Raw genomic sequence first — 23,525 nt, forward strand, 5'->3', positions numbered from 1 at the left:
CGGGCTCGGGGCATCACATGCCGGCACCGCCGATCGGGGGCCCCGGGTCCTCGGCCTCGCGCTCGAGCCTGCGCTCGCGGTTCAGTCGATCGAGCTCGGACCGCTCGACGGACCCGGCGTCAGCGGGCGGGGCACGCCGTACGCGAGCCGCACGCACCACCATGACGATCATCAGGAGCACGGAGACCCCGACGGCCGCCCAGATCAACGCGTCCACGACGAACCTCCGCTCGAGCGGTCGGGTCGAGCCGAACGTACGCCGCGGCGCGTCCCCGCCGCAAGCGCGGCAGGACGACCGGAACGCGAACGGGCCCGCCTCCGGAGAGGCGGGCCCGTTTCTGCGGCGCGGGGCAGGGGTGCGCCGCAGTTCCGCGCACCGTGCGGCGGCGGGGTCTGCGGTGATCTAGCCGGCGAGCAGCGTGAGCGAGTCGATCACGCGGTTCGAGAAGCCCCACTCGTTGTCGTACCAGGCGACGACCTTGATGTGGCGGCCGTCGACGCGGGTGAGCTCGGCGTCGAAGATCGACGAGTGCGGGTTGCCGACGATGTCGCTCGACACGAGCGCCTCGTCGGAGTACTCGAGCACGCCCTTGAGCGGGCCCTCCGAGGCGGCGGCCTTGTAGGCGGCGAGCACCTCGTCGAGGGTGACGTCCTTCGAGACGGTCGTGTTGAGCTCGACGATCGATCCGACCGGCACGGGCACGCGCATCGAGTCGCCGTTGAGCTTGCCGTCGAGCTTCGGCAGCACGAGGCCGATCGCCTTCGCGGCACCGGTCGAGCTCGGCACGATGTTGACGGCGGCGGCGCGAGCGCGGCGGGGGTCGGAGTGCGGGGCGTCCTGCAGGTTCTGGTCCTGCGTGTACGCGTGGATCGTCGTCATGAAGCCGTGCTCGATGCCGGCGAGGTCGTCGAGCACCTTCGCGAGCGGGGCGAGCGCGTTGGTGGTGCACGACGCGTTCGAGACGATGGTGTGCAGTTCGGCGTCGTACGCCTCGGTGTTCACGCCGTAGGCGAGGGTGACGTCGGCGCCCTTCGACGGGGCCGACACGAGCACCTTCTTCGCGCCGGCGTCGAGGTGGGCGCGGGCGGCGGTCGCGTCGGTGAAGCGCCCGGTCGACTCGAGCACGACGTCGACGCCGAGCTCGCCCCACGGCAGCTTCGCGGGGTCGCGCTCTGCGAGCACCTTGACGCGACGGCCGTCGATCACGAGCACATCGCCGTCGACCTCGACGGGGTAGCCGAAGCGGCCCGCCGTGCTGTCGTACTTCAGCAGGCGCGCGAGGGCCGCGGGGTCGGTGAGGTCGTTGACGGCGACGAGCTCGAGGTCGGCGCCGCGCTCGACGAGGGCGCGCACGACGTTGCGGCCGATGCGTCCGAAACCGTTGATGGCGATGCGGGTGGTCATGCGGGGATGGGTCCTTTCAGTCCGCGATACCTCCACTCTGCGGTGCGGATGCCTCGGGCGGGAGTGGCACGCAAGACAGTGCTCGTAAGGATCTCGCCAACCCGGCCGTGCTCTCCCCGATAGCCTGAACCCCATGCCCTACGCCCCGCTCGCCGATGCCCGCGACACCGACCGTCTCAGCCTGCGCCTGTGGGACGAGTGGGACGCCGACGGCTACCGCCTGCTCGTGCGCGAGCGCGAGGAGGCGCGCGCCGAGCGAGAGGGCGACCGGGTCGACGAGGGTCGTCTGCTGAGCCTCGACGCGGCACGCGCCGAGGTCACCGGCGCCCGCGAGAACGCGCCCCGTCGCGGCATCCATTGCCTGACACTGCGGTTGCGCGGCAGCGACGAGTTCCTCGGCTACTGCGGACTCGTCGTCGGCCGCTCGACGATCGACGAGCCCGAGCTCGCCTACGAGCTGCTCCGCAGTGCGCACGGGCACGGCTACGCGACCGAAGCGGCGGCCGCCGTCGTCGACGCGGCCCGCGAGACCGGCCGCGACCGGCTCTGGTCGACGGTGCGCACGTGGAACACGCCGTCGTTCCGGGTGCTCGACAAGCTCGGGTTCCGGCGCGACCACTCGACGGCCGACGAGCTCGGCGAGATCGTGTGGAGCATGCTCGACCTCTAGCCGCCCCGGCTACTCGCCGCGTGCGAAGGTCTGCCGGTAGTCGCTCGGCGAGGTACCGAGGATGCGCTTGAAGTGCAGGCGCAGGTTCGCCCCGGTGCCGAGACCGGCACGCGCCGCGATCTGCTCGACGCCGAGGTCGCTGCGCTCGAGCAGTTCGCGCGCCATGTCGACCCGGGCGCGCAGCACCCACTGCATGGGCGTGTAGCCGGTGTCCTCGACGAATCGGCGCGAGAAGGTGCGCGGCGACACGTTCGCATGCCGGGCGAGGTCGCCGAGCGCGAGCGGTTCGTCGAGCCGGCGCAGCGCCCACTCGCGCGTTGCCGCGAACACCGGGCCGAGCTCGGGCGGCAGGCTGCGCGGCACGTACTGCGCCTGGCCGCCCGACCGGTAGGGGGCGGCGACGAGCCGCCGGGCGGCGTGGTTCGCGACGCCGACGCCGTGGTCTCGCCGCACGAGGTGCAGGCACAGGTCGAGTCCGCTCGCGGCACCGGCCGAGGTGAGCACCTGTCCCTCGTCGACGAACAGCACGTTCGCATCGACGTTCACGAGCGGATGCCTCGTGGCGAGCGCCCGCGTGTAGTGCCAGTGCGTCGTCGCGCGGCGGCCGTCGAGCAGCCCGGTCGCGGCGAGCGCGAACGCGCCCGTCGAGATCGCGGCGAGCCGGGCGCCGCGCCCATGGGCGGCGCGCAGCGCATCGACGACCGCGGCCGGCGGGTCGTCGCGATCGGGGTGCCGGTAGCCGGGGATGAAGACGGTCTCGGCCCACTCGAGGGCCTCGAGGCCGTCGGCCACATGGTACGAGAGTCCGTCGCCGCCGGTCACGAGCCCCGGCGCGGCTCCGCACACCCGCACCTCGTACGGCATGCTCGCGCGGGTCGAGAACACCTGGGCGGGGATGCCGACGTCGAGCGGCTTCGCACCCTCGAGCACGAGCACGGCGACGCGGTGAGGACGACGGGTCATGCGGCAAGAATGCCATGCAGCGCAAGCCTCATGCCAACCCGCGACGGGCTGCGCCCGGTCGTCCGCGCCGCGACGATCGGGCCATAGGGTGAACGGACCCTGCACTGCTCCAGCCGATCCGAACGATCACCGAGGTGCCGATGAGCGAGTCACGAACGATCCAGCCCGAGTCCGACGACCTCGAGACGGGTGCCCGGCGGATGCGGCCCTGGCAACTGCTCCTCGTCGGCATGGGAGCGGCCCTGCTCGGACTGCTGCCGTGGCTGCTCACCGGCATGCGACTGCCGCTGCAGAATCTCTGGGCGACCGACACCCTGCCGGATGACATGCCGCTCGTGCTGCTGCCCTTCAGCCAGTACTCCCTGTCGACGATCGCCTCGCTCCTCGTCGTCGGGGCGGCGGCCGGCGGACTCGCCGGGCGCATCCTCCGCGCTCGCACACCCGCACGCGGGTTCGCACTGCTGTTCTTCGGCGTGCTGCTGGTCGACGTCGTCGCGGTCGCGCAGAGCGCCGCGACGGTCGGCCCTGGCCTTCGCGAGGACACCTGGTCGGCCGTCTTCCTCGCCGGCGTGCTGACGGTCGCGGTGCTCGCCGTCGGCATCGGCGCATCGGTGCTCTGGCTCATCGGCCGGGCTCCGCAGGCCGGCGCGGTGGTCGGCATCGCGATCGCCGCGGTCCTGCTGCCGGGATGGCTGCACCTGCTCATGGCGCCGCGCGGCCCGGCCTTCGCCGGCGAACCCGAGTGGCTCTGGACGGCGGTGCGGTGGGTGCCGTCCGTGCTCATCGGCCTCGCGATCGCGTGGGCGGGCGTCCGCACCGCCGGGCGGATCATCGCGGCGATCGCCGCCCTCGCCCTGCTGTGGCTCGCGCCGGCCCTGATCACCGCGGCGTCGGCGGCACTCGGCAGCCGGGTGCTCGCGCGCGTACCCGGCGAGATGCTCGACTACGGTGCGGGTGTGTTCCGCCTGGCCGCGACCGACCCGGACCTCGTCGTGAAGCCGATCGTCGTGGCCGTCGTGGTCGCCGCGGTCGGACTCGTCGTCCGCGCACTGCTCGCCCGCCGCACCGCCGCCCGCGCGGGCACCGGCGGCGAGGCGTCCGGGGCCTGATGCCGCATCCCGACCCGCGCGACGGTCAGAGCAGTCCGCGCCGCGCGAGGCCGCGATAGAGCTCGTCGATGCCGAAGGTCCACGGCGCGACCGTCTCGCTGTGGCGCACCCTGTTGATGAGGGCGCCGAGCCTGGGCTCGCGGATCGTCACGACGTCATCGAGCCGGTGCGTGAACCCGTGCCCGGCCTCGTCGCGATCCTGGATCGGCGCGAACAGGGTGCCGAGGTAGAGCACGAACCCGTCGGGGTACCGATGATGGGCGCCGACCGTCTGTGCGACGAGATCGGCGGGATCGCGACTGATGCGCTCGAGCGGGCTCGTCGCCTCGAGCCGGAACCCGTCGGCACCGTCGACCTCGAGGGTCACGACCGCGCGCCGCACGTCGTCGAGGCCGTAGCCGTCGTCGAAGAGCCGGATGAACGGGCCGACCGCGGCCGAGGCGTTGTTGTCCTTCGCCTTGCCGAGGAGCAGCGCCGAGCGGCCCTCGACGTCGCGCAGGTTCACATCGTTGCCGAGCGTCGCCCCGACGATGCGCCCATCGGAGGCGACGACGAGCACGAGCTCGGGCTCGGGGTTGCTCCACGCCGACGTCGACAGCACGCCCACGTCGGCACCCGACCCGACGGTCGAGAGCACCGGTGCCTTCGTGAAGACCTCGGCGTCGGGGCCGATGCCGACCTCCAGGTACTGGCTCCAGAGGCCCTGCTCGATGAGCAGCTCCTTGAGGGCGGCCGCCTCGGGCGAACCGGGCACGAGGTCGTCGAGCGTGCCGCCGATGACGGCGAGCACCTCGTCGCGCACGTCGGCCGCCGACTCGGCTGCGCCCAGGGCGCGCTCCTCGATGATGCGCTCGATCATCGACACCGGGAAGGTGACGCCGGCCGCCTTCACGACGTGCAGGTCGATCGGCGAGAGCAGCCACGGCCGGCCGGGGGCGCGCACGTCGTCGGGCGTGTTCGCCACGATCTCGGCGAGCGTGCCGAGCACGGGTCCGTCGGCAGCGGCGAGTGCGGCGGCCGGGTCGGGCAGCTCGGTGAGCGCGCGCATGGTCGCGAAGTGCATGCTGACGTCGACGACGCCCGCCTCGCGGATCGCCACGACGCTCGGCCCGCCGACGGCGGGATGGAAGACGCGGCCGGCGAGCGTGCCGGCCGTGCCGTCGACCGGCAGCATCGCGGCGGCGTCGGCGGTGGGGTTCGGCTCCTGGCTCACGGACTCGAGCATCGCAGGATCGGCGGCCGCGCGCATCAACACCGGCGGCGGCGCGCCCCTACGATCGGAGCATGACCGACCCGAACGGCCCCTGGTGGACCGGCGACGACGATCTCGGCGGCATCGGCTTCGCCCGCTTCTTCGCTTGGACCGGCCTCCTCCTCGGCGCCGGTGCGCTCGTCATCGCGCTGTTCGCCCCGCTCGAGGGCGATGCGCTGCGCACGGTGTGGATCGTGGGGTTCGGGTGCGCCGCGATCTGGGTCGCCGCGATGGCGATGCCGCGCTACCGGCGCGCAGGGGTGCGCACCTCCTGGACGGTGCGCGCGGCCTTCGCGCTCGGCGCACTCGCCGTCGTCGTCGCCTGCTACGCGTTCGTCGTGATCTGGCTCGCCTCGACGGGCATCGAGCTGCCCGCTCCGCCGTACTGGTTCGCGCCCGAGCGGGCGCCGGTCGGGGTGATCGAGGCCTCGTCGGTCGCGTAGGGAGCGGAGCGACCGGTTTCGAGGCCGCGCCGTCGGCCAGGGCCGCGGCCGCGTTCTCGATGCGCGCTTGGCGCTACTCGACCGACCCGACGGAGTCGAGCGCCGCGAGCACGCGCGGCACCGAGCCGCCGAGGTTCCACTCGTCGGTGAGGCGCTCGAGCGCTGCACGACGGTCGCCCGCGACCGGCCGCAGGTGCGCGTCGACCTCGGGCAGGTCGAGGTCGCGCACGACCTCGACGACCTTCGGCGCGACGGCGAGGTAGTCGGCGGCCGCGACGAGCTTCGTGCGCACGCCGGCCGACATCTTCGCCGAGGCGTCCCCCGCGGCCTCGATGATGCCGTCGAGGTCGACGAACTGCTGGATGAGCCCCGCCGCGGTCTTCTCGCCCACGCCGGCGACGCCCGGCAGGCCGTCGGAGTTGTCGCCCCGCAGCGTCGCGAAGTCGGCATACTGCTCGGGCAGCACGCCGTACTTGCCGACGACGACCGCGTCGGTGACGATTTCGAGCTTCGACATGCCGCGCGCCGTGTTGATCACGCGAACGGATGCCTCGTCGTCGACGAGCTGGAACAGGTCGCGGTCGCCCGTCACGATGTCGACGGGCCGCCCGGCGCCGGTGGCGAGCGTGCCGATCACGTCGTCGGCCTCGTGCTCGGCTGCGCCGACGATCGGCACGCCGATGAGCCCGAGCACCTCGCGGATGAGCGGGATCTGCTTGACGAGCCCGGGCGGGGTCTCCTCCACGTCGACGCCGCCCGGCACCGCGCGCTCGACCCGGTGCGCCTTGTAGGTCGGGATGAGCGCGACGCGCCAGCCCGGCCGCCAGTCGTCGTCCCAGCAGGCGATGAGCTCGGTCGCCTCGAAGTCGACGGTGAGCCGGGCGATCATGTCGAGGAGCCCCCGCACCGCGTTCACCGGGGTGCCGTCGGCGCGCTTGATCGAGTCGGGCACGCCGTAGAAGGCGCGGAAGTAGAGGGAGGCGGTGTCGAGGAGCATCAGTCGGTCGGCCACACCGCCGATCATGGCACGGACCTCCCCCGCGGGCGACCATGCGGGTCGAGGAGGCGCTCAATGGGGAGAATGGAGCGCATGGGCATCACCGCCACGCTGCGCGCCTCGAAGCGCCCGCCCCTGCTGCAGGTCGCGAAGGCGTCGGTCGCGACGATCGCGGCGTGGCTCGTCGCCGGCTGGCTCATCCCCGGGCAGCTCCCCGTGTTCGCCGCGATCGCGGCGCTGCTCGTCGTGCAGCCGAGCGTGAACCAGTCGTTCGGCAAGGCCGTCGAGCGTTCGGTCGGCGTCATCCTCGGCGTGCTCATCGCGACGGCGATCTCGTTGACGGTCGGGCAGAACAGCTGGATCATCCTCGTCGCGATCGTCGTCGCGATGCTCGTCGCGTGGGCGCTCAAGATGACGCCGGGCACCTCCAACCAGGTCGCGATCAGCGCGATGCTCGTGCTCGCGCTCGGCTCGTCGTCGCCCGAGTACGCGCTCGACCGGGTGATCGAGACGCTCATCGGCGCGGCGATCGGCATCGTCGTGAACGCGGCCGTCGTGCCGCCGGTCGCGGTCGCCCCCGCCCGCCGCGACCTCGCACTGCTCGGGGGCGAGCTCGCGGCATCCCTCGACCGCCTCGCGCACGCCCTCGAGGCGCCGCAGTCCGCACCCCAGCTGCAGCAGCTGATGCTCGAGGCCCGTCTCATGCGACCGATGCGGGATGCCGCGGACGCATCGATCTCGGCGGGCGAGGAATCGCTGACCTTCAACCCGCGGCGCTCGGCGCACCGCACCGACCTCGCCGAGATGCGGGCGCTCATCGAGCGGTTGAGTCCGATCGTCACGCAGGTCATCGGCATGACACGGGCGACGTTCGACCACTACGACCCGTCGCTCGCCGATGAGCCGACGGTGCAGGCGATCGCCGAGCAGCTGCGCCGCGCCGCGCACGACGTACGGCTCGCCGTGCATCTCGCCGACGTCGACCCCGAGCCGATGACGTCGGCGATCCCCGCGCTCACGGCGCCGCTCGTGGTCTCGCCGCCGCGCTCGGGCCACTGGATCCTGATCGGGTCGCTCATGGAGGACCTGCGGCGCATCCGCGGCGAGCTGCTCGAGGAGTAGCTCAGCCGTGCGCGGCCGACTGCCCGGCGAAGACGTTGAGCACGATGACGCCCGCGATGATGAGCCCGATGCCGAGGAGCTTCGGCACGGTGAGGCTCTCGCCGAGGAAGAGCACGCCGATCGCCACGATCGCGGCCGTGCCGACGCCCGACCAGATCGCGTAGACGACGCCGATCTCGAGCTCGCGCACCGCCTGCGCGAGCATGGCGAACGAGACGCCGTAGCCGGCGAGCACGGCGACCGTCCACCAGAGCTTCGTGAACCCCTCGGTCTTGCCGATGAAGCTCGTCGCCGCGACCTCGAAGCCGATCGCGAGCGCCAGGTAGACCCATGCCATGCAGCCATGCTCGCATGCGGCCGGGGGCGCGCCCCTATCGCCCGCCCCGGCCGAGGAGCATGATGAACCCGTGGACGGATGGCCGATCGTCGGTCGGGATCACGAGCTCTCGCGGGTGGCGCGCCGGCTCGTCGAATCGCCCGCGTCGGAGCGGCGTCGCGGGGCGCTGCTCGTGGGTGCGCCCGGCATCGGCAAGACCCGGATCGCGCGCGAGCTGTACCGGCTCGTGCGCCGGCACCGGCTCGGGGCGGTCTGGGCGACCGCGAGCCGCACGGCGCAGCACCAGCCGCTCGGAGCGTTCGCCGCGTACACGCGCGAAGGCGACGACACCCTCGCACTGCTCGCCCAGCTCGCCGCCGAGATCAGCCCCGGCGACCGGCCGACCGCCGTCTTCGTCGACGACGTGCACGCGCTCGATCCGATGTCGGCGCTGCTCGTGCAGACCCTCGCCCGTCGCCCGCAGACGAGTCTCGTGCTCACCGCCCGCACGCCCGCGCCGCTGCCCGACGTGATCGTCGACCTCTGGAAGGACGACCTCGTCGAACGGATCGAGGTGCACCCGCTCGACGAGGCCGCGACGGGCCGGCTCGCGTCGGCCATCCTCGAACGGCCGCTCGAGGCCGTCGCCGCGCACCGGCTGTGGGAGCGCAGCCAGGGCAACCCGTTGTACATCACCCACATCGCGCAGGACTGGCGCGACGCCCTCGCCGCCGGCGGCGACGACGAGGCTGCCGGCGGGCTCGCCGACGACGCCGACGAACCGGCGACATCACTCCCCTTCGTGCCCGACCCCGCGAGCCCGCTGCCCGCGGAACTCGGCGCGCTCATCGAGCAGACGCTCATCGGGCTCGACGACACCCGGCTCGAGGTGCTCGACGCCGTCTCGCTGCTCGAGCCGTTCCCCCTCGCGGCGATCATCGAGGCCGTGCCGAGCGCCGACGTGCGCCTGCTCGACGAGCTCGAGGCGCGCGGCGTGATCGTCGCGGCGATCGACGACCCGGGGCACCTCATCACGCTGCGGGCCGCGCACCCGCTCTTCGCCGAGGCCCGCCGAGCCGCGATGGGCCCCCTCCGGGCGCGCCGGCTCCGCGGCCGCATCCTCGACGCCGTCGAGCACACGGGCGTCGACCTCGACATCGTCTCCCGCTCGCTGCTGAGTCTCCAGGCCGACGGTTCGAACGGCGGCGGCGACGCCGCGCTCCACCTCGAAGCGGCGGCGACCGCGTTCGCGCGCCTCGACCTCGACCTCACCGCGCGGCTCGCCACGGCGTCGGCCGAGCACGGCGGACCACCCGCGGCGACGACGCTCGCCGCCTACGCCCTGTCGCTGCGCAGCCACGGCGAGGCGGCCGCCGCGATGCTCGCGCCGCTCCTCGATGCCGAGCGGCCGCCCGTCGACGCGCTCATCGTCGATTCCGGCAACCGGTTCTTCGTCCTCGGCGACCCCGAGGGCGCGATCGCGCGCACGGAGGCGGCCCGAGCGGCGGCGACCGACGACGGGGACCGCGCCGAGCTCGCGGCGATGCTCGCATGGGAGCACGCCTTCCAGGCCCATCCGGCGCACGCGCTCGACCTCGCCGACGCGGCGCTCGCGCATCCCGGGCACAGCGGCCGGGCCATCGCGTTCGCGACGATCGCCCGGGTCACGGCGCTCGCCTGCGCGGGCCGCAGCGACGAGGTCGCGGCGGTCGCCGAGCCGGGATATGCGGCGGCCCGCGGCGGCTACGACGCCGCCGTGCTGCGCACCGTGCTGCTCGACGCGCACCTGCTCGCCCTGCACCTCGCCGGGCGCATGGGCGAGGCCGCCGACCTCTCCGAGCGGGTGCTCGCCGACGATCGCGAGGCACCCCCGCCCTTCGACAGCCGGCTGCTCAACCTCACCGGACGCGCCCTCGTGCGCAGCGGCCGCATCGCCGAGGGGCTCGTCGCCCTCACGTCGGCGCAGGCTGCGATCGGCGGCCACGACCACACCGGCTGGTCGCCGCTCAACCTCGTCGACCTCGCCGAGGGCGAGGCCCTCGGCGGCGACCTCCGCCGGGCGCGACGCGCGCTCGAGCGGGCGCGGGCCGAGTGGTCGCCCGCGTTCCGCTACCGGCTGCCGCAGCTCGAGCGCGTCGCGGCGCTGATCGACGCCGCCGCCGGCAGGGCCGCCGAGGCCGCGGCCGGCGCGGTGGCGGCGGCCGACCTCGCGATCGAGCAGGATGCCCCGGCGCTGGCCCTCCGCGCCCTGCACGACGCGGTGCGGCACGGAGCGCGCGGGCTCCGCGATCGGGTCAGCGACCTCGCCGACGGGCTCGACGGACCCCGCGCGCGGCTCGCGCCCCGGCACGCCGACGCGTGGGATCGCGGCGACGCGGCCGAGCTCGACGAGCTCTCGCGGGCGTTCGAGGCCGACGGCGACCTCATCACCGCGACCGACGCGGCCGCCCAGGCCGCCGTGCACTGGGCCGCGGCCGGTCGCGGCGGGCGGGCCGCCGCCTCGCGGCTCCGGGTGCGGGGCATCGAGTCGACGACGGGCCGGCTGCACACGATCGCCGTCGCCCGGGCGAGCCTCGGACCCGATCTCAGCGAACGCGAGGGCGAGATCGCGGCCCTGATCGCCGGCGGGCATTCGGACCGCGAGATCGCCGTGCGCCTCGGGCTCTCGACGCGCACGGTCGAGGCGCACGCGCATCGCATCTACGCGAAGCTCGGCGTCGAGGGGCGCGCCCAACTGCGCGACCTCGCCGACGGCGGCTGACGACGCCGCGAGCGCATCGCCCCGATTTACGTACCCGACTACGTAGGGCGCCGGCACGAGGCATCCGTAATCTTGTCGGCGAGCACCTCGACGAGCCGGCTCCCCGTACGACCGTTGCCCGACGGTCGCGCCTCGCCGAGGGTTGCCGCACCCCGAAGGAGTGCCCCAATGCGGCAGCTACTCGCCCCCGACACCACCAATGCGGAGTTCGACTGGATCGACGCCCGCGTACCCGACCTCGCCTCGCTCACCGCCGGCGAGCTGACCGTGCTGCGCGCGCTCGCGTGCGGTGCCTCGAACGCCGCGATCGCGGCCGGCCTCTTCCTCTCGGAGCGCACGGTCGAGTCGCACGTGCGCTCGATCTTCTCGAAGCTCGGACTGCTGCGCTGCCCCGACGAGAATCGGCGCGTCATCGCCGCCGTCGTGTGGGCGCGGGCGGCGGTGTGAACGAGGTCTGCGCGTCAACCGCGGCGGGCGTCTAGGGTCGTAAGCGGATGCCACGGGGCCGGTTCGTGCGCCCCGCATCCGCCGCACGACGAGCACGCCGCGAGCGCCGCGCAGGAGAGGGCCGACGATGACCGCTGAACCGACCGGATTCGACTTCTTCTCGGTCGGCGAGCTGCCTGCGCCGGCGCTGCCGGTCGACGAGGTGCGCGGCATCGTCGCCGCCGAGTGGGGGCTCGACGTCGAACTCGAATCCCTCGGCAGCCAGCAGGACCAGAACTTCCTGGCTCGGGATGCCGCGGCCGACGACGCCGCCGACGGCGGCGCCCCCCTCGGCGTCGTGAAGATCACGAACCCCGCCTTCACGGCGGCCGAGCTCGCCGCGCAGGATGCCGCGGCCGAGCGCATCGCCGACGGGTCGGGCGGTCGAATGGCGGGCGTCCGCGTCGCGACGACCACGAAGGACGCCGACGGGCGGCCGCGCTCCGTCGTCGCCGACACGAGCGCGGGACCACTCGCGGTGCGACTGCTCGAGTTCCTGGGCGGCGGCACGCTCACGGGCGACGCCTATCTCGCCCCCGCAGTCGTCGCCCGCATGGGCGAACTCGCCGCGACGGCGAGCCTCGCGCTCGCCGACCTCGACCACGCCGGGCTCGACCGGGCGCTGCAGTGGGATCCGCGCTTCGCCGACCGCGTCGTCGAACTGCTCGCGCCGCATCACCCCGACCACTACCGGCGCGAGCTCGTGCAGGGCGCCGCCCGCGAGGCCTGGCGCACCGTCGCCGCCCTCGCCGACGAACTGCCGCAGCAGGCGGTGCACCTCGACCTCACCGACGACAACGTGGTCTGCCGCGTCGAGGGCGGCCGGCGGATGCCCGACGGCATGATCGACTTCGGCGACGTCACCCGCAGCTGGGCCGTCGGCGAGCTCGCGATCACGATCTCGTCGGTGCTGCACCATGCCGGCGCCGAACCCGTCTCGGTACTGCCCGCGGTGCGCGCGTTCCACGCGCTGCGCCCGCTCGCACCCGCCGAGGTCGCCGCGCTCTGGCCGCTCGTCGTGCTGCGTGGCGCCGTGCTCGTCGTGAGCGGCGAGCACCAGGTGCAGCTCGACGGCGAGTCGAACGACTACGCGCGGTCGGCGCTCGACCGCGAATGGCGCATCTTCGAGCAGGCGACCTCGGTGCCGGCCGACGTGATGACGGCGGTCATCGCCGATGCGCTCGGGGTTCACGATTCGCCGCAGGTCGATCTCGGCGCACGAACGCACGACGGGCCCGCACGCGAGCACCGGCTCCCGCCGAGATCTTCGAAGGGGACTGCGACCGCCTCGCCGGCGCGGCTCGACGTGTCGGTGTTCGCCGAGGCCGCCGACGGCGGTGCGTGGCTCGACGGCGAGGCGCTCGAGGCGCGACTCGCGCTCGAGGCCCTCGACGCCGGTGCGTCGGCGGCCTGGCTCGACCGCGGCACGCCCCGGCTGACCGCGAGCCGCACCCTCTCGCAGACCTCGCCCGCGACGGTGCCGGTCGGCATCGACGTCTGGTACGCCGAACCGCAACGGCTCGAGGCATCCGAGCACCTCGTCGTCGAGGGTGCGACGCAGGACGCCGACGGCGACTGGATCGTGCCCGCGCGCACGCGCGTCCGGGTGCGGCTCGGCCGCGCCGGCACGCCGCACCTCGTGCGGCCCGAGTACGCCGCGGGATGGCTCGCGGTGACGCTCGATCCGGCGCCGATGCTGGGTCTCGATAGCGCGCCGCGCGCCGACTCGACCGACCGCGAGTCGCTCATCGGGCGGCGCAACGCGGCCTTCGCCGAGGTGCAGGAGCACTACTACGAGGCCCCGCCGCAGATCGAGCGCGGTTGGCGCGAGCACCTCGCCGACACCGACGCGCGCGTCTACCTCGACATGGTCAACAACGTGACGCCGCTCGGTCACGGCCACGTCGGCCTCGCCGACGCGGTGCACCGGCAGCTGCGCCGGCTCAACACGAACTCGCGGTTCAACTACGAGGCGGTCGTCGAGTTCTCCGAGCGGCTCGCCGGACTCCTGCCCGATCCGCTCGACACCGTGTTCCTCGTGAACTCGGGGTCGGAGGCCGCCGACCTCGCGATCCGCGTCGCGCTCGCCGCGACCGGCCGGCGCGACGTCGTGAGCGTGCTCGAGGCCTACCACGGCTGGACCTACGGCTCCGACGCCGTCTCGACCTCGACGGCCGACAACCCGAACGCGCTCGAGACGCGCCCCGACTGGGTGCACGCCGTCGAGGCGCCGAACTCGTTCCGCGGCCGGTACCGAGGGGCGGATGCCGCGCGCTACGCGCCCGAGGCCGCGGCGCGGATCCGCGAGCTCGCGGACTCGGGCCGGCCCCCGGCCGCGTTCATCGCGGAGACGTTCTACGGCAACGCCGGAGGCATCCCCCTGCCCGACGGCTATCTCGCCGAGGTGTACGCCGCCGTGCGGGAGGCGGGCGGGCTCGCGATCGCCGACGAGGTGCAGGCCGGCTACGGGCGCCTCGGCGAGTGGTTCTGGGGCTTCGAGCAGCAGGGCGTGGTGCCCGACGTCGTCGCCGTCGCGAAGGCGATGGGCAACGGGTATCCGCTCGGCGCGGTGATCACGACGCGCGAGATCGCGGCGCGGTTCCGCACGCAGGGGTACTTCTTCTCGTCGACTGGCGGCAGCCCGGCCTCGTCGATCGCCGGGCTCACGGTGCTCGACGCGTACGAGCAGATGGGGCTGCAGCAGAACGCGGCGTCGACCGGCGCCTACCTCAAGCGGATGCTCGAGGAGCTCGCCGAACGGCACCCGCTCATCGGCGCCGTGCACGGGCTCGGCCTGTACCTCGGCGTCGAGTTCGTGCGCGACCGCGAGACGCTCGAACCGGCGACCGACGAGACGCGCGCGATCTGCGATCGGCTGCTCGAGCTCGGGGTCGTCATGCAGCCCACGGGCGACCACCAGAACGTGCTGAAGACGAAGCCGCCGCTGTGCGTCGAACCCGAGTCGGCCGAGTTCTTCGTCGAGATGCTCGACCGGGTGCTCGGCGAAGGCTGGTAGGGGTCGCCGGTCGATCGAGTGGTCTCGATACGCGTGCTCCTCCGTCGCGCGCTACTCGACCGACGGTTGCGGCTCAGGCGAGCAGGTCGCGCACGGCGAGGCCCCACTCGAACCCGCAGTCGCGGCAGTCGAAGATCGGAGCGTCGTCGGTGAGGAACGGGTCGACGGTCTCGGCCTCGACCGCGAGGTCGAGCGGGCCGTAGACGATCGCACGCACGGCGGCCGAACCGCACCGGGGGCACGGCTCGTCGAGCGCCTCGCGCGGGGCTTCGGTCTGCAGCTGGTTCGTCATGGCAGTCAAGCTACGCCGCCCCGCCGACATCCCCGGCAGCCGGCCCGCGCGTCGCCTTCCGACCGCTCGGCCGGGAACTCGATGATCCCTAGACTGGGCGCGTGCTCACCGCCGTCATCCTGCTCGCGATCGTGCCCGCGTGCCTCATCCTGGTGCTCGGGCTCGTCGCACGCGCGTTCGCCGCGCAGCCCGTGACGGCCCGCGTCGTGCAGTACGCGCCCGAGCGCGGCACGACGCTGCTCCGCGATGCGGTGCTCGCCGACGCCGACAAGCGGGCCGCCGCGGCGGCGCTCATCGACCTCGCGGTCAAGCGCAAGGTGCGGCTCATCGCCGGCACGGCGGGCGCGTCGGCTGCGGGCACGGCGGGCGGCGCGTCCGGTTCCCGCTCCCGGGAGCCGATCGGCGTGGAGCTCACCGACGGCGCACGGCTCACCACCGCCGACACCGCCTTGCTCGAGGTGCTGTTCGGCCCCGAGCACACGGGCGCACGCCTGCGCCGCTTCTCGGCCGACCGCCGGGCGCTGGCCGGGCGGCTGAAGACGCTCATGACGTTCACCGAGCTCGCGCTCGCGCGCGAGGGACTCGTCGGCGACCGGCGCGTCACCTGGCCCGGCACGACCCTGACCGTGCTCGCCTACCTCGGCATGCTCGTCGAAGCGCTGCTGCTCGTGTTCACGCTCATCGCGGGCGACTGGACCGCGTTCTTCGCCACGCTCGCGGCCGTGGCCGTGACGATCGCGACGATCTTCGTCACCCCGGCCTCGTGGCGACGGTACCTGCCGCCGTCGCTCCCGCATCGCGAGCACCTCGCCGGACTTCGCCGCTACCTCGAGGTCGCCGAGGCCGACCGGCTCCGCGTGCTGCAGTCGCCGAGCGGAGCGGAGCTCCGCGCCGACGCCCCGGCCGGGTCGATCGGCGGCGGGCCGTCGATCGGCGCCGACCCCGAGGCATCCGCGCAGCTCGAGCGCTTCCACCTGCATGAGCGCCTGCTGCCGTACGCCGTGCTGTTCGGCCTCGAACGGGAGTGGCTCGCGAAGCTCCGCCTCGAGGCCGACACGCTCGCGCACACGAACGTCGACACGCTCGGAGACCTCGTCGACGTCACCGCGGAGGTGGCCGCCGCGATCGACGCCGCGGGCGGCGTGCTCGAGCTGACCGCCGTGGTCGGCGACCTCGTCGACGGCACCGGTTCGGTGATCGAGGGCATCGGCGGCATCTTCGAAGGGCTGGGCTCATGAGCCTCACCGACCTCGAGCAGGCGATCTCGATCGACCTCGACGGCACCGCGGTCTCGGGCGTCTACGCCCGCCCGGCCGGCGGCGATGCCTCGGCCACGATCGTCGTCGCGCACGGCGCGGGCGCGGGCATGGATCATCCGTTCATGTCGGGCTTCACGCGGGCGCTGAACGCCGACGGATTCTCGACCCTGCGCTTCAACTTCGCGTATCGCGAGGCCGGACGCCGCTTCCCCGACCGGCCGCCCGCCGCGATCGCGGCGTGGCGAACGGTCATGGGGGTCGCCGGCGAGCTGGCCGTGCAGGCCGGGCGTGCTGGCGAGCCGGTCTGGGCAGCGGGCAAGTCGTTCGGCGGGCGCATGGCCTCGATGGCCGTCGCCTCGGGCATGGATGCCTCGGGGCTCGTGTTCCTCGGGTACCCGCTGCACGCACCGGGCAAGGCCGACAAGCCGCGCGACGAGCACCTGCCGGGCATCACGATGCCGATGCTGTTCCTGCAGGGGCGCAACGACCCGTTCGCGATTCCGAACGAGCAGCTCGACGCGGTCGCGGAGCGGGTGGGGCCGAACGCCGTCGTCGAGTGGATCGACGGGGCCAACCACTCGTTCGAGGTGAAGGGCGCGAAGCGCCCCGCGGCCGAGATCGGTGCGTCGCTCGCGGAGCGCGCGGCCTCGTTCGTGCGCGCGCACGCCCCGTCGGCCGAGTAGGCGCGCAGCGCGGTATCGAGACCGCAGCTCCGTCCGTCGACTCGGCGCGCAGCACCGTTTCGCGACCACGGCGAAGACTCGGCGCGCACACTGCCCCGCCGCGTACGCTGGCCTCATGGGCGACGCACGGTCGACCGGATGGCTCCTCCCCGCGGCCGCGGGTGCCGCGGCGGCGGTCTTCGGCGCGGGCCTCGGCGAACTCGTCGCCGCGGTGATCGCACCCGAGTCGGGGCCGGTGGTCGTCATCGGGTCCGCGCTGATCGATCTCGCGCCACCGTGGGCGAAGGACGCCGCGATCGCCCTGTTCGGCACCGCCGACAAGCTCGCCCTCGTCACCGGCATCGTGCTCGTGCTGCTCGTCGCGGCGTGCGGTGCGGGCGTCCTCGAGTCACGCCGGCCGCCGTGGGGAAGCGCGGTCTTCGCGGTGTTCGGCGTCTCCGGGGCGGTCGCCGCCGCGACGCGTGCGAACGCGCCGATGCTCGCGGTCGTGCCGTCGCTCGTCGCGGGCGCGGCCGCCGTGGTGGCGCTGCGGGTGCTCGTGCGACGGCTCGCCGCGGTCGCCGGCGTCGAGACGTCGCGGCGCCCCGCCTCGACCGCCCCAGGGGAGACGCCCGCTTCCGCCACTCCAGCAGCCACAGGCGAGACGCCCGCTTCCGCCACTCCAGCAGCCGCACGCGAGACGCCCGCCCCCACGGCCCCAACCACCGCGCACGAGGCACTCGCCCCCGCCACCCCAGCCACCACTCGCGAGACATCCGTCCCCGCCTCGGGGACCCGCACGACGCGACGGGCGTTCCTCGGCTGGGCGGGTGGCGCCGCGGTGATCGGCGCGCTCGCCGCCATCGGCGGTGCTGCGATCCAGGCCGGCGGGCGGGCGGTGACGGCGGTGCGCGAGGCGATCAGGCTGCCGACGCCGACCTCGAGGGCGTCCGTGCCGTCGGGCGCCGACCTCGGCATCGACGGGCTCGCCCCGGTCATCACCCTGAACGCCGACTTCTACCGCATCGACACGGCCCTCGCGGTGCCCGTGCTCGACCCGGCCGAGTGGAAGCTGCGCGTGCACGGCATGGTCGAGCAGGAGTTCGAACTCACCTGGGACGAGCTGCTCGCCCTTCCCCTCGCCGAGAGCGTCACGACGCTCGCGTGCGTCTCGAACGAGGTCGGCGGCGATCTCATCGGCAACGCGGTTTGGCTCGGCTACCCGATCCGCGAGTTGCTCGCCCGTGCGCGCCCGCTCCCGGACGCCGACATGGTGCTCTCGCGCAGCTCAGACGGCTTCACGGCCTCGACGCCGATCGAGGTGCTGCAGGACGACCGCGACGCGATCCTGGCCGTCGGCATGAACGGCGAGCCGCTGCCGATCGAGCATGGCTTCCCGGTGCGCATGGTCGTGCCGGGCCTCTACGGCTACGTCTCGGCCACGAAGTGGGTCGTCGACCTCGAGGTCACGCGATTCGACCGGGCGCGCGCGTACTGGACCGACCGCGGCTGGAGCGACCACGGCCCCATCAAGCTCTCGTCGCGCATCGACGTGCCGCGGCGCGGACAGTCGGTCGAGGCGGGCGACGTGGTCGTCGCCGGCGTCGCCTGGCACCAGCACACGGGCATCGAAGGCGTCGAGGTGCAGGTCGACGAGGGCGCGTGGCGCCCGGCCGAACTCGCCACCGCGATCTCGGACGACACCTGGGTGCAGTGGCGCTTCGCATGGCCGGATGCCTCGTCCGGAAGCCACACGCTGCGGGTACGCGCGACCGGCGCCGACGGCGAGCTGCAGACCGCGGAAGAACGCCCGGTCGTGCCCGACGGCGCCACCGGCCTGCACGAGATCACCGTCGACGTGCGCTGACGCGCGGGGTTCGAGACGTCGCTGCGCTCCGGCGCCACTCGCGCCGGCCCTCCGTCGCACCCATCGCCATTCCTCCCCGCCCGCACTCGTCCTCCCCAGCCCCGGACCGGAGCGTCCGGTCGACGATGAGCCGTCGCGTGCGACGCGGCACCCCGCGCGGTGGGAGCATCCTTCCCGAGAGCCTGTTCACAAGTCCACAAATCCACACGCAGGTCGTCCACAAGTCCACGAATCCACACGCAGGTCGTCCACAAGTCCACAAATCCACACGGTCGGCGAAGCGTTGGTCGCCAGTCGACGCGACGACCGCCACCACCACCACCGAGGAGCTTCAGATGGCGACGCGAACGATCCGGGTCGACGACGGGACCCACCGAGCGATCGGCGATCTCGCCTACCTGCTCGACAGCACGCGAACCTACGTCGTCGCGGATGCGATCACCGAGTACGCGGCGCGTCGGGGATCGATCGTCAGGATCGACGGGCGGGTCACGTTCGACGAACTGCCGGTCGCCGATCGGCTCGCGCTCCGGCGCGATGAGCTGATCCGCGTGTTCGCGAAGCGCGAGGCGACCGACATCCGGTTGATCCACTTGGGCGACACCGCCGAGCACGGGCCGGCCGAAGCCGAGGGCGCCGAGGACGAGGACGACGACGCTCCGTGGGTGCCGCCACGTCCGCTCGAGCTGCTCGTCACGACCGCGCTGCATCGAGGCAGCGGCGAGGCGTACGCGCTCGAGCGCATCGCGTCGAAGCTGCTCCGCACGCGCGTGCACGTCGAGTCGGCGACGCGACTCGAACTCTTCGACAAGCCGGCGCTCGAGCGCGCCCGAGCAGCATCGACGCCCCTCACCGAGTGGGCGAGGGGCGTCGAGCCCGAGGCATCCTCGACCTAGCCCAGGCGGGGCGTGCGCGGCGGCGCGGTGCGGCGCGATCCGGTCGCCTCGAAGGCGGCGGCGAGCGTGAGCAGCTCCGTGTCGTCGTAGGCACGTCCCGCGAAGGTGAGGCCCACCGGCATGCGGATGTCGGCCATCGTGCCCATCGGCACCGTCACGGTCGGGATGCCGAGGTGGCGCGGCACGAGGTTGCCGTTCGCGACCCAGACGCCATTGCGCCAGCCGAGGTCGGCCGAGGCCTCGTTCACGTCCATGTCGGCGGGGCCGACATCGGCGACCGCGGGGAACGCGACGGCATCGAGGCCGAGCCCGTCCATCCACTGCTCGAGGTCGATGCGGCGGGTCTCCTCGAGGCCGCGCACGCCCGCCTCGAGCTCGGGGATCTCGGTGAACGACGCATACGGGTGCTCGCGCACCTGCGCCGGATACTCGGCGATGTCGTCGTCGAAGCCCGTGTAGCGGTCGAGCAGCGCGCCCGGCGGCTGCGGGAAGATCGTCGCGCCCTCGACGCCCGTGAGCGTCGAGAGGGCCGGGTCGCCGTTGGCCTGCAGGAAGTCCTCCCACGCCCACGCCGACAGGTCGACGATCTCGTACTTCAGGAACTCCTCGCTGACGAGCCCGCGGGTCTTGACCGTCGGCGCTCCGGGGCGGTCGCCCTCGTAGTTCGTCACGACCGGGAAGTCGACGTCGACGACCTCGGCGCCGGCCGCCTCGAGGTCGCGGCGCGCGGCCTCCCACAGCTCGATGACCGACTCGCGCGTCTCGACCCGCTCGCCGGTCGGACCGCCGATGCCGCCGTCGGGGTTCGTGCCGGCCTCGGGGTCGGCGTTGATGTACATCTTCGGCACGCCGATGCGCTTGCCGGCGAGCGCGGCACGAGCCGCCGACGCGTCGACCGGGGCGAGCGCGGGATACGACGCCGGTCGCACCGCGGACGACGCGGGGATCCGCACCCACGGCTGTGCGCGCCAGAAGTCGCCGCGCGTCTCGGGGTCGTCGGCGACGATGACGTCGAGCAGCTCGAACAGGTCGGCCATCGTGCGGGTGTGCGGCACCACGACGTCCATCGTCGGCACGAGCGGCCAGTTGCCGCGCACCGAGATCACGCCGCGCGACGGCGTGTACGCGCACAGCGCATTGTTCGACGCCGGCGCGCGCCCGCTCGACCAGGTCTCCTCGCCCAGGCCGAATGCGCCGAACGACGCCGCCGTCGCGGTGCCCGACCCGTTCGACGAGCCCGAGCCGAACGCGCTCGTCAGCCACTCGGCGTTGTACGGGCTCTCGGCCCGGCCGTAGACGCCGCGCTGCATGCCGCCGTTCGCCATCGGCGGCATGTTCGTGAGCCCGATGAGCACGGCGCCGCCGGCGCGCAGCCGCTCGATCGTGAACGCGTCGCGCTGCGCGACGAGGTGCTCGAACGCGGGCGATCCGGCGGCCGCGGTGAGCCCCTTCGCGAGGTAGCTGTCCTTCGCGGTGTACGGGATGCCGTCGAGCGGCCCGAGCACCTCGCCGCGCGAGCGACGCTCGTCGGAAGCACGGGCCTCGGCCGCGGCATCCGGATTCATGACGACCAGCGCGTTGAGCGCGGTCTCTGTGCCCGACGCATCGTAGGCGGCGATGCGCGCGAGATACGCGTCGAGCAGCTCGACAGCGGTGGTCTCGCCCGCCTCGAGCGCGGCGCGCAGGCGCTCGATCGGCGCCTCGACGACGTCGAACCCGCTCATCGGGCCACAGCCGGCTGCTGCTGGGTGATGCAGTGGATGCCGCCGCCACGGGCGAAGATGTCGCGCGAGTCGACCGTCACGGCGCGCCGACCGGGATAGGCGGCCTCGAGGATCTCGCGAGCCGCGGCATCCGCCCGCTCCTCACCGAAGCCGCACGCGATGATGCCGTCGTTCACGACCAGGTGGTTGACGTAGCTGTAGTCGACGAAGCCCTCGTCGTCGCGCAGCGTCTCGGGCGCGGGGATGTCGACGATCTCGAAGCGCCGCCCCGCGGCATCCGTCGCCTGCTCGAGCACCGCGCGCAGCTCGCGCGTGACCTCGTAGTCGGGGTGGTCGGGGTTCTGCTGCGCGTGCAGCAGCAGCTTGCCGGGCGAGGTGATGGTCGCCACGATGTCGACGTGGCCGTTGGTGCCGAACTCGTCGTAGTCGCGGGTCAGGCCGCGCGGAAGCCACACGACCTTGGTCGCGCCGATCGTGCGGGCGAGCTCGGCCTCGACGCGGGCCTTGTCGGCGTAGGGGTTGCGGCGCGGGTCGAGCTGCACGGTCTCGGTGACGAGCACGGTGCCCTCGCCGTCGACGTGGATGCCCCCGCCCTCGTTGACGAGCACGCTCGACACCAGTTCGGCGCCGACGAGCGGGGCGACGAAGCGGGCGATCTCGGCCGACTTGCGCCACTCGGCCCACTCGGGGGCGCCCCAGCCGTTGAACGTCCAGTCGACGGCGCCGAGCACGCCCGGGCGCTCGTCGTCGACGACGAACGTGGGGCCGAAGTCGCGCATCCAGAACTCGTCGAGCGGGGCCTCGACGATCTCGATCTCCGAACTCAGCATGCGGCGGGCGCGGTCGAGCTCGGTCGGGTCGACGACCATCGTGACGGGCTCGAACTCGGCGACGGCGTGGGCGACGGCCGTCCACGCCGCGTAGCCCTGCTCGCGCTCGGCGAGTTCCTCGCCGAGGGTGAACCCCTCACGGGGGAACGCCATCCAGGTGCGCTCGTGCAGTGCGGTCTCACTCGGCATGCGCCAGGCCATGCGTGGTCTCCCCTTCGAGATGGTGCGGTTCGTTCGTGGTGCGGTCTTCGCGTTCGATGCGGATGCCGCCTTTATTGACCAAATGATCAATATTGCTGCGAGATTACCTACAATGGGTGATCATGTCAACGCCGACCCGACCCCGCGCCGCCCGCAAGTCGCCCGACGAGCGCACCCGCGACATCGCCCGGGCCGCGCACCGACTGGCGCTCGAAGAGGGACTCGCGGCCGTCACCCTGCGCGCCGTCGCCGCGCGGGCCGGCGTCGCCCCCGCCCTCGTCGCCCACTACGTGCCGAGCATGGAGTCGCTCATCGCGAGCACCTTCTCGACCGTCGTCGGCGCCGAGATCGCCGAGGTCGAGGGTCTCGTCGCAACGCTCGACGGGCCGCGCGCGCAGCTCAGCGGCATCATCCGCACCGTGCTCGACGGCACCCGCGACGACGTCACGGTGGTCTGGGTCGAGGCCTGGGCCCTCGGCCGGCGCAACGAGAGCCTGGCCCGGGCGGTGCGCGAGCAGATGGACGCCTGGCAGTCGGTGCTGCAGGGCGTCATCGAGGCGGGCGTGCGCTCGGGCGACTTCGAGACGACGGATGCCTCGGGCGTCGCATGGCAGCTCCTCGGCATGGTCGACGGGCTCAACGCCCAGGCGCTCGTGCGCTGGGGCGACTCGGCGCACCGCGGCGAGCTGACCGCGCACGCGGTCGAGGGCATGCTCGGGCTCGCGCGCGGTGCGCTCGGGTCCCACGTTCCGGTCGTCGAGTAGGCGCGACTCGCCGGTCGAGCAGGCGCGCAGCGCCGTGTCGGGACCACGGCCCCGCCTGTGCCGGTCCGCTTCGCTACTCGACCGACCGCCCGTCGAGCCGTGCCCGCGCGAGCTTCGGCGGTGCCATCACGAGCCACGCCTCCTCGACGAGTTCGGCGAGCCGCTCGTCGCCGATGCGGTCGAGCCGCGCGAGGATCGCGGGCCACCCGTCGAAGTGGGGAATGGTGAAGAACACATCGGGATCCTCGTCGATGAGCCCGAGCTTCTCGTGTTCATCCTCGACGCGGGCCCCCATGATCGGGCCGGGCTGCTCGTCGAGGCCGAGGTGCGCGAGGTCGGTCTTGCGCAGCGGCCGCTCCCACACGAACCCCTTGCCGCGCACGCGCCAGTGCGCCGAGCCCCAGCTCACCGCCTCGCTCGTGTCGGGCAGCGCGAGCGCGAGGCGCCGCAGCAGCTCCCAGTCGGCCATGGGCGTCACCCTACGCCGCGG

Annotated in this window: 22 protein-coding genes; 12 read left to right on the plus strand and 10 right to left on the minus strand. The window is 73.4% G+C overall.

The window, feature by feature from the left end:
* Nucleotides 1-13: 13 nt before the first annotated feature.
* Both ACFWGP_RS07655 and gap read right to left on the minus strand, forming a co-directional pair.
* Nucleotides 14-217 (minus strand): hypothetical protein, encoded by a 204-nt coding sequence (locus ACFWGP_RS07655; RefSeq protein WP_231429844.1) that lies wholly within the window; start codon nucleotides 215-217, stop codon nucleotides 14-16.
* 186 nt (nucleotides 218-403) lie between these two features.
* The gene (gene gap, locus ACFWGP_RS07660; protein ID WP_231429843.1) at nucleotides 404-1,405 is read right to left on the minus strand and encodes a type I glyceraldehyde-3-phosphate dehydrogenase; all 1,002 of its coding nucleotides are present in this window, start codon (nucleotides 1,403-1,405) and stop codon (nucleotides 404-406) included.
* A gap of 133 nt (nucleotides 1,406-1,538) precedes the next feature.
* Between gap and ACFWGP_RS07665 the strand changes: the two genes are divergently transcribed.
* Entirely contained in the window at nucleotides 1,539-2,075 is a 537-nt protein-coding gene (locus tag ACFWGP_RS07665; RefSeq protein ID WP_376930573.1) for a GNAT family N-acetyltransferase, read from the plus strand.
* Between the two features lie 9 nt (nucleotides 2,076-2,084).
* On the opposite strand, the gene ACFWGP_RS07670 is transcribed toward ACFWGP_RS07665, so the two are convergent.
* Nucleotides 2,085-3,038 (minus strand): GlxA family transcriptional regulator, encoded by a 954-nt coding sequence (locus tag ACFWGP_RS07670; protein ID WP_231429841.1) that lies wholly within the window; start codon nucleotides 3,036-3,038, stop codon nucleotides 2,085-2,087.
* A 140-nt stretch (nucleotides 3,039-3,178) separates the two neighbouring features.
* On the opposite strand from ACFWGP_RS07670, the gene ACFWGP_RS07675 reads away from it, so the two are divergent.
* Nucleotides 3,179-4,147 (plus strand): hypothetical protein, encoded by a 969-nt coding sequence (locus ACFWGP_RS07675; protein ID WP_376930574.1) that lies wholly within the window; start codon nucleotides 3,179-3,181, stop codon nucleotides 4,145-4,147.
* 25 nt (nucleotides 4,148-4,172) lie between these two features.
* Here the strand turns inward: ACFWGP_RS07675 and ACFWGP_RS07680 are convergent, their stop codons facing one another.
* Entirely contained in the window at nucleotides 4,173-5,372 is a 1,200-nt protein-coding gene (locus tag ACFWGP_RS07680; RefSeq protein WP_376930575.1) for a fumarylacetoacetate hydrolase family protein, read from the minus strand.
* Nucleotides 5,373-5,431: 59 nt separating this feature from the next.
* Between ACFWGP_RS07680 and ACFWGP_RS07685 the strand changes: the two genes are divergently transcribed.
* The gene (locus ACFWGP_RS07685) at nucleotides 5,432-5,842 is read left to right on the plus strand and encodes a hypothetical protein (RefSeq protein ID WP_376930576.1); all 411 of its coding nucleotides are present in this window, start codon (nucleotides 5,432-5,434) and stop codon (nucleotides 5,840-5,842) included.
* Nucleotides 5,843-5,915: 73 nt separating this feature from the next.
* Here ACFWGP_RS07685 and ACFWGP_RS07690 read toward each other — a convergent pair whose 3' ends face one another.
* A complete protein-coding gene (locus ACFWGP_RS07690; RefSeq protein ID WP_376930577.1) occupies nucleotides 5,916-6,854 on the minus strand; it encodes a 5'-3' exonuclease H3TH domain-containing protein in 939 nt (312 codons plus the stop codon).
* Nucleotides 6,855-6,932: 78 nt separating this feature from the next.
* On the opposite strand from ACFWGP_RS07690, the gene ACFWGP_RS07695 reads away from it, so the two are divergent.
* Nucleotides 6,933-7,961, plus strand: coding sequence for an aromatic acid exporter family protein (locus ACFWGP_RS07695; RefSeq protein WP_376930578.1), 1,029 nt, complete (start codon nucleotides 6,933-6,935; stop codon nucleotides 7,959-7,961).
* Nucleotide 7,962: 1 nt separating this feature from the next.
* Here the strand turns inward: ACFWGP_RS07695 and ACFWGP_RS07700 are convergent, their stop codons facing one another.
* Entirely contained in the window at nucleotides 7,963-8,298 is a 336-nt protein-coding gene (locus tag ACFWGP_RS07700) for a multidrug efflux SMR transporter (RefSeq protein ID WP_275505293.1), read from the minus strand.
* Nucleotides 8,299-8,368: 70 nt separating this feature from the next.
* Here ACFWGP_RS07700 and ACFWGP_RS07705 point away from each other — a divergent pair, with 70 nt between their 5' ends.
* From ACFWGP_RS07705 to ACFWGP_RS07715, 3 genes are all read left to right on the plus strand, one after another.
* A complete protein-coding gene (locus ACFWGP_RS07705; protein ID WP_376930579.1) occupies nucleotides 8,369-11,038 on the plus strand; it encodes a LuxR C-terminal-related transcriptional regulator in 2,670 nt (889 codons plus the stop codon).
* 168 nt (nucleotides 11,039-11,206) lie between these two features.
* Nucleotides 11,207-11,485: a helix-turn-helix transcriptional regulator gene (locus tag ACFWGP_RS07710; protein ID WP_231429833.1), complete on the plus strand. Its 279-nt coding sequence runs from the start codon at nucleotides 11,207-11,209 to the stop codon at nucleotides 11,483-11,485.
* Nucleotides 11,486-11,612: 127 nt separating this feature from the next.
* Complete coding sequence (locus ACFWGP_RS07715) at nucleotides 11,613-14,540, plus strand: aminotransferase class III-fold pyridoxal phosphate-dependent enzyme (RefSeq protein ID WP_376930580.1); 2,928 nt, start codon at nucleotides 11,613-11,615, stop codon at nucleotides 14,538-14,540.
* A 73-nt stretch (nucleotides 14,541-14,613) separates the two neighbouring features.
* On the opposite strand, the gene ACFWGP_RS07720 is transcribed toward ACFWGP_RS07715, so the two are convergent.
* Nucleotides 14,614-14,832 carry a hypothetical protein gene (locus tag ACFWGP_RS07720; RefSeq protein ID WP_231429831.1) on the minus strand — a complete coding sequence of 73 codons (219 nt, stop codon included), beginning with the start codon at nucleotides 14,830-14,832 and terminating at the stop codon, nucleotides 14,614-14,616.
* Between the two features lie 101 nt (nucleotides 14,833-14,933).
* On the opposite strand from ACFWGP_RS07720, the gene ACFWGP_RS07725 reads away from it, so the two are divergent.
* From ACFWGP_RS07725 to ACFWGP_RS07740, 4 genes are all read left to right on the plus strand, one after another.
* Nucleotides 14,934-16,070, plus strand: a complete 1,137-nt coding sequence (locus ACFWGP_RS07725; protein ID WP_231429830.1) for a DUF2207 domain-containing protein — start codon at nucleotides 14,934-14,936, stop codon at nucleotides 16,068-16,070.
* The gene (locus tag ACFWGP_RS07730) at nucleotides 16,067-16,774 is read left to right on the plus strand and encodes an alpha/beta family hydrolase (RefSeq protein ID WP_376930581.1); all 708 of its coding nucleotides are present in this window, start codon (nucleotides 16,067-16,069) and stop codon (nucleotides 16,772-16,774) included. The genes ACFWGP_RS07725 and ACFWGP_RS07730 overlap by 4 nt, the downstream gene beginning before the upstream one ends.
* Before the next feature lie 115 nt (nucleotides 16,775-16,889).
* On the plus strand, nucleotides 16,890-18,620 hold the full coding sequence (locus tag ACFWGP_RS07735; RefSeq protein ID WP_376930582.1) for a molybdopterin-dependent oxidoreductase: 1,731 nt from the start codon (nucleotides 16,890-16,892) through the stop codon (nucleotides 18,618-18,620).
* Nucleotides 18,621-18,955: 335 nt separating this feature from the next.
* Nucleotides 18,956-19,516 carry a hypothetical protein gene (locus ACFWGP_RS07740; RefSeq protein WP_376930583.1) on the plus strand — a complete coding sequence of 187 codons (561 nt, stop codon included), beginning with the start codon at nucleotides 18,956-18,958 and terminating at the stop codon, nucleotides 19,514-19,516.
* Here ACFWGP_RS07740 and ACFWGP_RS07745 read toward each other — a convergent pair.
* Together ACFWGP_RS07745 and ACFWGP_RS07750 are read right to left on the minus strand one after the other, a co-directional pair.
* Nucleotides 19,513-21,240, minus strand: a complete 1,728-nt coding sequence (locus ACFWGP_RS07745; protein WP_376930584.1) for an amidase — start codon at nucleotides 21,238-21,240, stop codon at nucleotides 19,513-19,515. The two genes, ACFWGP_RS07740 and ACFWGP_RS07745, sit on opposite strands and share 4 nt — an antisense overlap.
* The gene (locus ACFWGP_RS07750; RefSeq protein WP_376930585.1) at nucleotides 21,237-22,271 is read right to left on the minus strand and encodes an agmatine/peptidylarginine deiminase; all 1,035 of its coding nucleotides are present in this window, start codon (nucleotides 22,269-22,271) and stop codon (nucleotides 21,237-21,239) included. The genes ACFWGP_RS07745 and ACFWGP_RS07750 overlap by 4 nt, the downstream gene beginning before the upstream one ends.
* 122 nt (nucleotides 22,272-22,393) lie before the next feature.
* Between ACFWGP_RS07750 and ACFWGP_RS07755 the strand changes: the two genes are divergently transcribed.
* Nucleotides 22,394-23,035 (plus strand): TetR/AcrR family transcriptional regulator, encoded by a 642-nt coding sequence (locus ACFWGP_RS07755; RefSeq protein WP_275505289.1) that lies wholly within the window; start codon nucleotides 22,394-22,396, stop codon nucleotides 23,033-23,035.
* 73 nt (nucleotides 23,036-23,108) lie between these two features.
* Here ACFWGP_RS07755 and ACFWGP_RS07760 read toward each other — a convergent pair whose 3' ends face one another.
* Nucleotides 23,109-23,504 carry an MmcQ/YjbR family DNA-binding protein gene (locus ACFWGP_RS07760; protein ID WP_376930586.1) on the minus strand — a complete coding sequence of 132 codons (396 nt, stop codon included), beginning with the start codon at nucleotides 23,502-23,504 and terminating at the stop codon, nucleotides 23,109-23,111.
* Nucleotides 23,505-23,525: the final 21 nt, after the last annotated feature.

Source organism: Agromyces sp. NPDC127015 (assembly GCF_042725165.1).
Classification (GTDB): Bacteria; Actinomycetota; Actinomycetes; order Actinomycetales; family Microbacteriaceae; genus Agromyces; species Agromyces chromiiresistens.

Excerpts from the sequence above, each read along its gene's own strand:
- ACFWGP_RS07670 (WP_231429841.1), bottom strand. The coding sequence starts at position 3,038 with ATGACCCGTCGTCCTCACCGCGTCGCCGTGCTCGTGCTCGAGGGTGCG.
- ACFWGP_RS07700 (WP_275505293.1), bottom strand. The coding sequence starts at position 8,298 with ATGGCATGGGTCTACCTGGCGCTCGCGATCGGCTTCGAGGTCGCGGCG.
- ACFWGP_RS07735 (WP_376930582.1), top strand. The coding sequence starts at position 16,890 with ATGGGCGACGCACGGTCGACCGGATGGCTCCTCCCCGCGGCCGCGGGT.
- ACFWGP_RS07740 (WP_376930583.1), top strand. The coding sequence starts at position 18,956 with ATGGCGACGCGAACGATCCGGGTCGACGACGGGACCCACCGAGCGATC.
- ACFWGP_RS07755 (WP_275505289.1), top strand. The coding sequence starts at position 22,394 with ATGTCAACGCCGACCCGACCCCGCGCCGCCCGCAAGTCGCCCGACGAG.
- gap (WP_231429843.1), bottom strand. The coding sequence starts at position 1,405 with ATGACCACCCGCATCGCCATCAACGGTTTCGGACGCATCGGCCGCAAC.
- ACFWGP_RS07710 (WP_231429833.1), top strand. The coding sequence starts at position 11,207 with ATGCGGCAGCTACTCGCCCCCGACACCACCAATGCGGAGTTCGACTGG.
- ACFWGP_RS07760 (WP_376930586.1), bottom strand. The coding sequence starts at position 23,504 with ATGGCCGACTGGGAGCTGCTGCGGCGCCTCGCGCTCGCGCTGCCCGAC.
- ACFWGP_RS07750 (WP_376930585.1), bottom strand. The coding sequence starts at position 22,271 with ATGGCCTGGCGCATGCCGAGTGAGACCGCACTGCACGAGCGCACCTGG.
- ACFWGP_RS07720 (WP_231429831.1), bottom strand. The coding sequence starts at position 14,832 with ATGACGAACCAGCTGCAGACCGAAGCCCCGCGCGAGGCGCTCGACGAG.
- ACFWGP_RS07680 (WP_376930575.1), bottom strand. The coding sequence starts at position 5,372 with ATGCTCGAGTCCGTGAGCCAGGAGCCGAACCCCACCGCCGACGCCGCC.
- ACFWGP_RS07715 (WP_376930580.1), top strand. The coding sequence starts at position 11,613 with ATGACCGCTGAACCGACCGGATTCGACTTCTTCTCGGTCGGCGAGCTG.
- ACFWGP_RS07665 (WP_376930573.1), top strand. The coding sequence starts at position 1,539 with ATGCCCTACGCCCCGCTCGCCGATGCCCGCGACACCGACCGTCTCAGC.
- ACFWGP_RS07695 (WP_376930578.1), top strand. The coding sequence starts at position 6,933 with ATGGGCATCACCGCCACGCTGCGCGCCTCGAAGCGCCCGCCCCTGCTG.
- ACFWGP_RS07730 (WP_376930581.1), top strand. The coding sequence starts at position 16,067 with ATGAGCCTCACCGACCTCGAGCAGGCGATCTCGATCGACCTCGACGGC.
- ACFWGP_RS07685 (WP_376930576.1), top strand. The coding sequence starts at position 5,432 with ATGACCGACCCGAACGGCCCCTGGTGGACCGGCGACGACGATCTCGGC.
- ACFWGP_RS07675 (WP_376930574.1), top strand. The coding sequence starts at position 3,179 with ATGAGCGAGTCACGAACGATCCAGCCCGAGTCCGACGACCTCGAGACG.
- ACFWGP_RS07745 (WP_376930584.1), bottom strand. The coding sequence starts at position 21,240 with ATGAGCGGGTTCGACGTCGTCGAGGCGCCGATCGAGCGCCTGCGCGCC.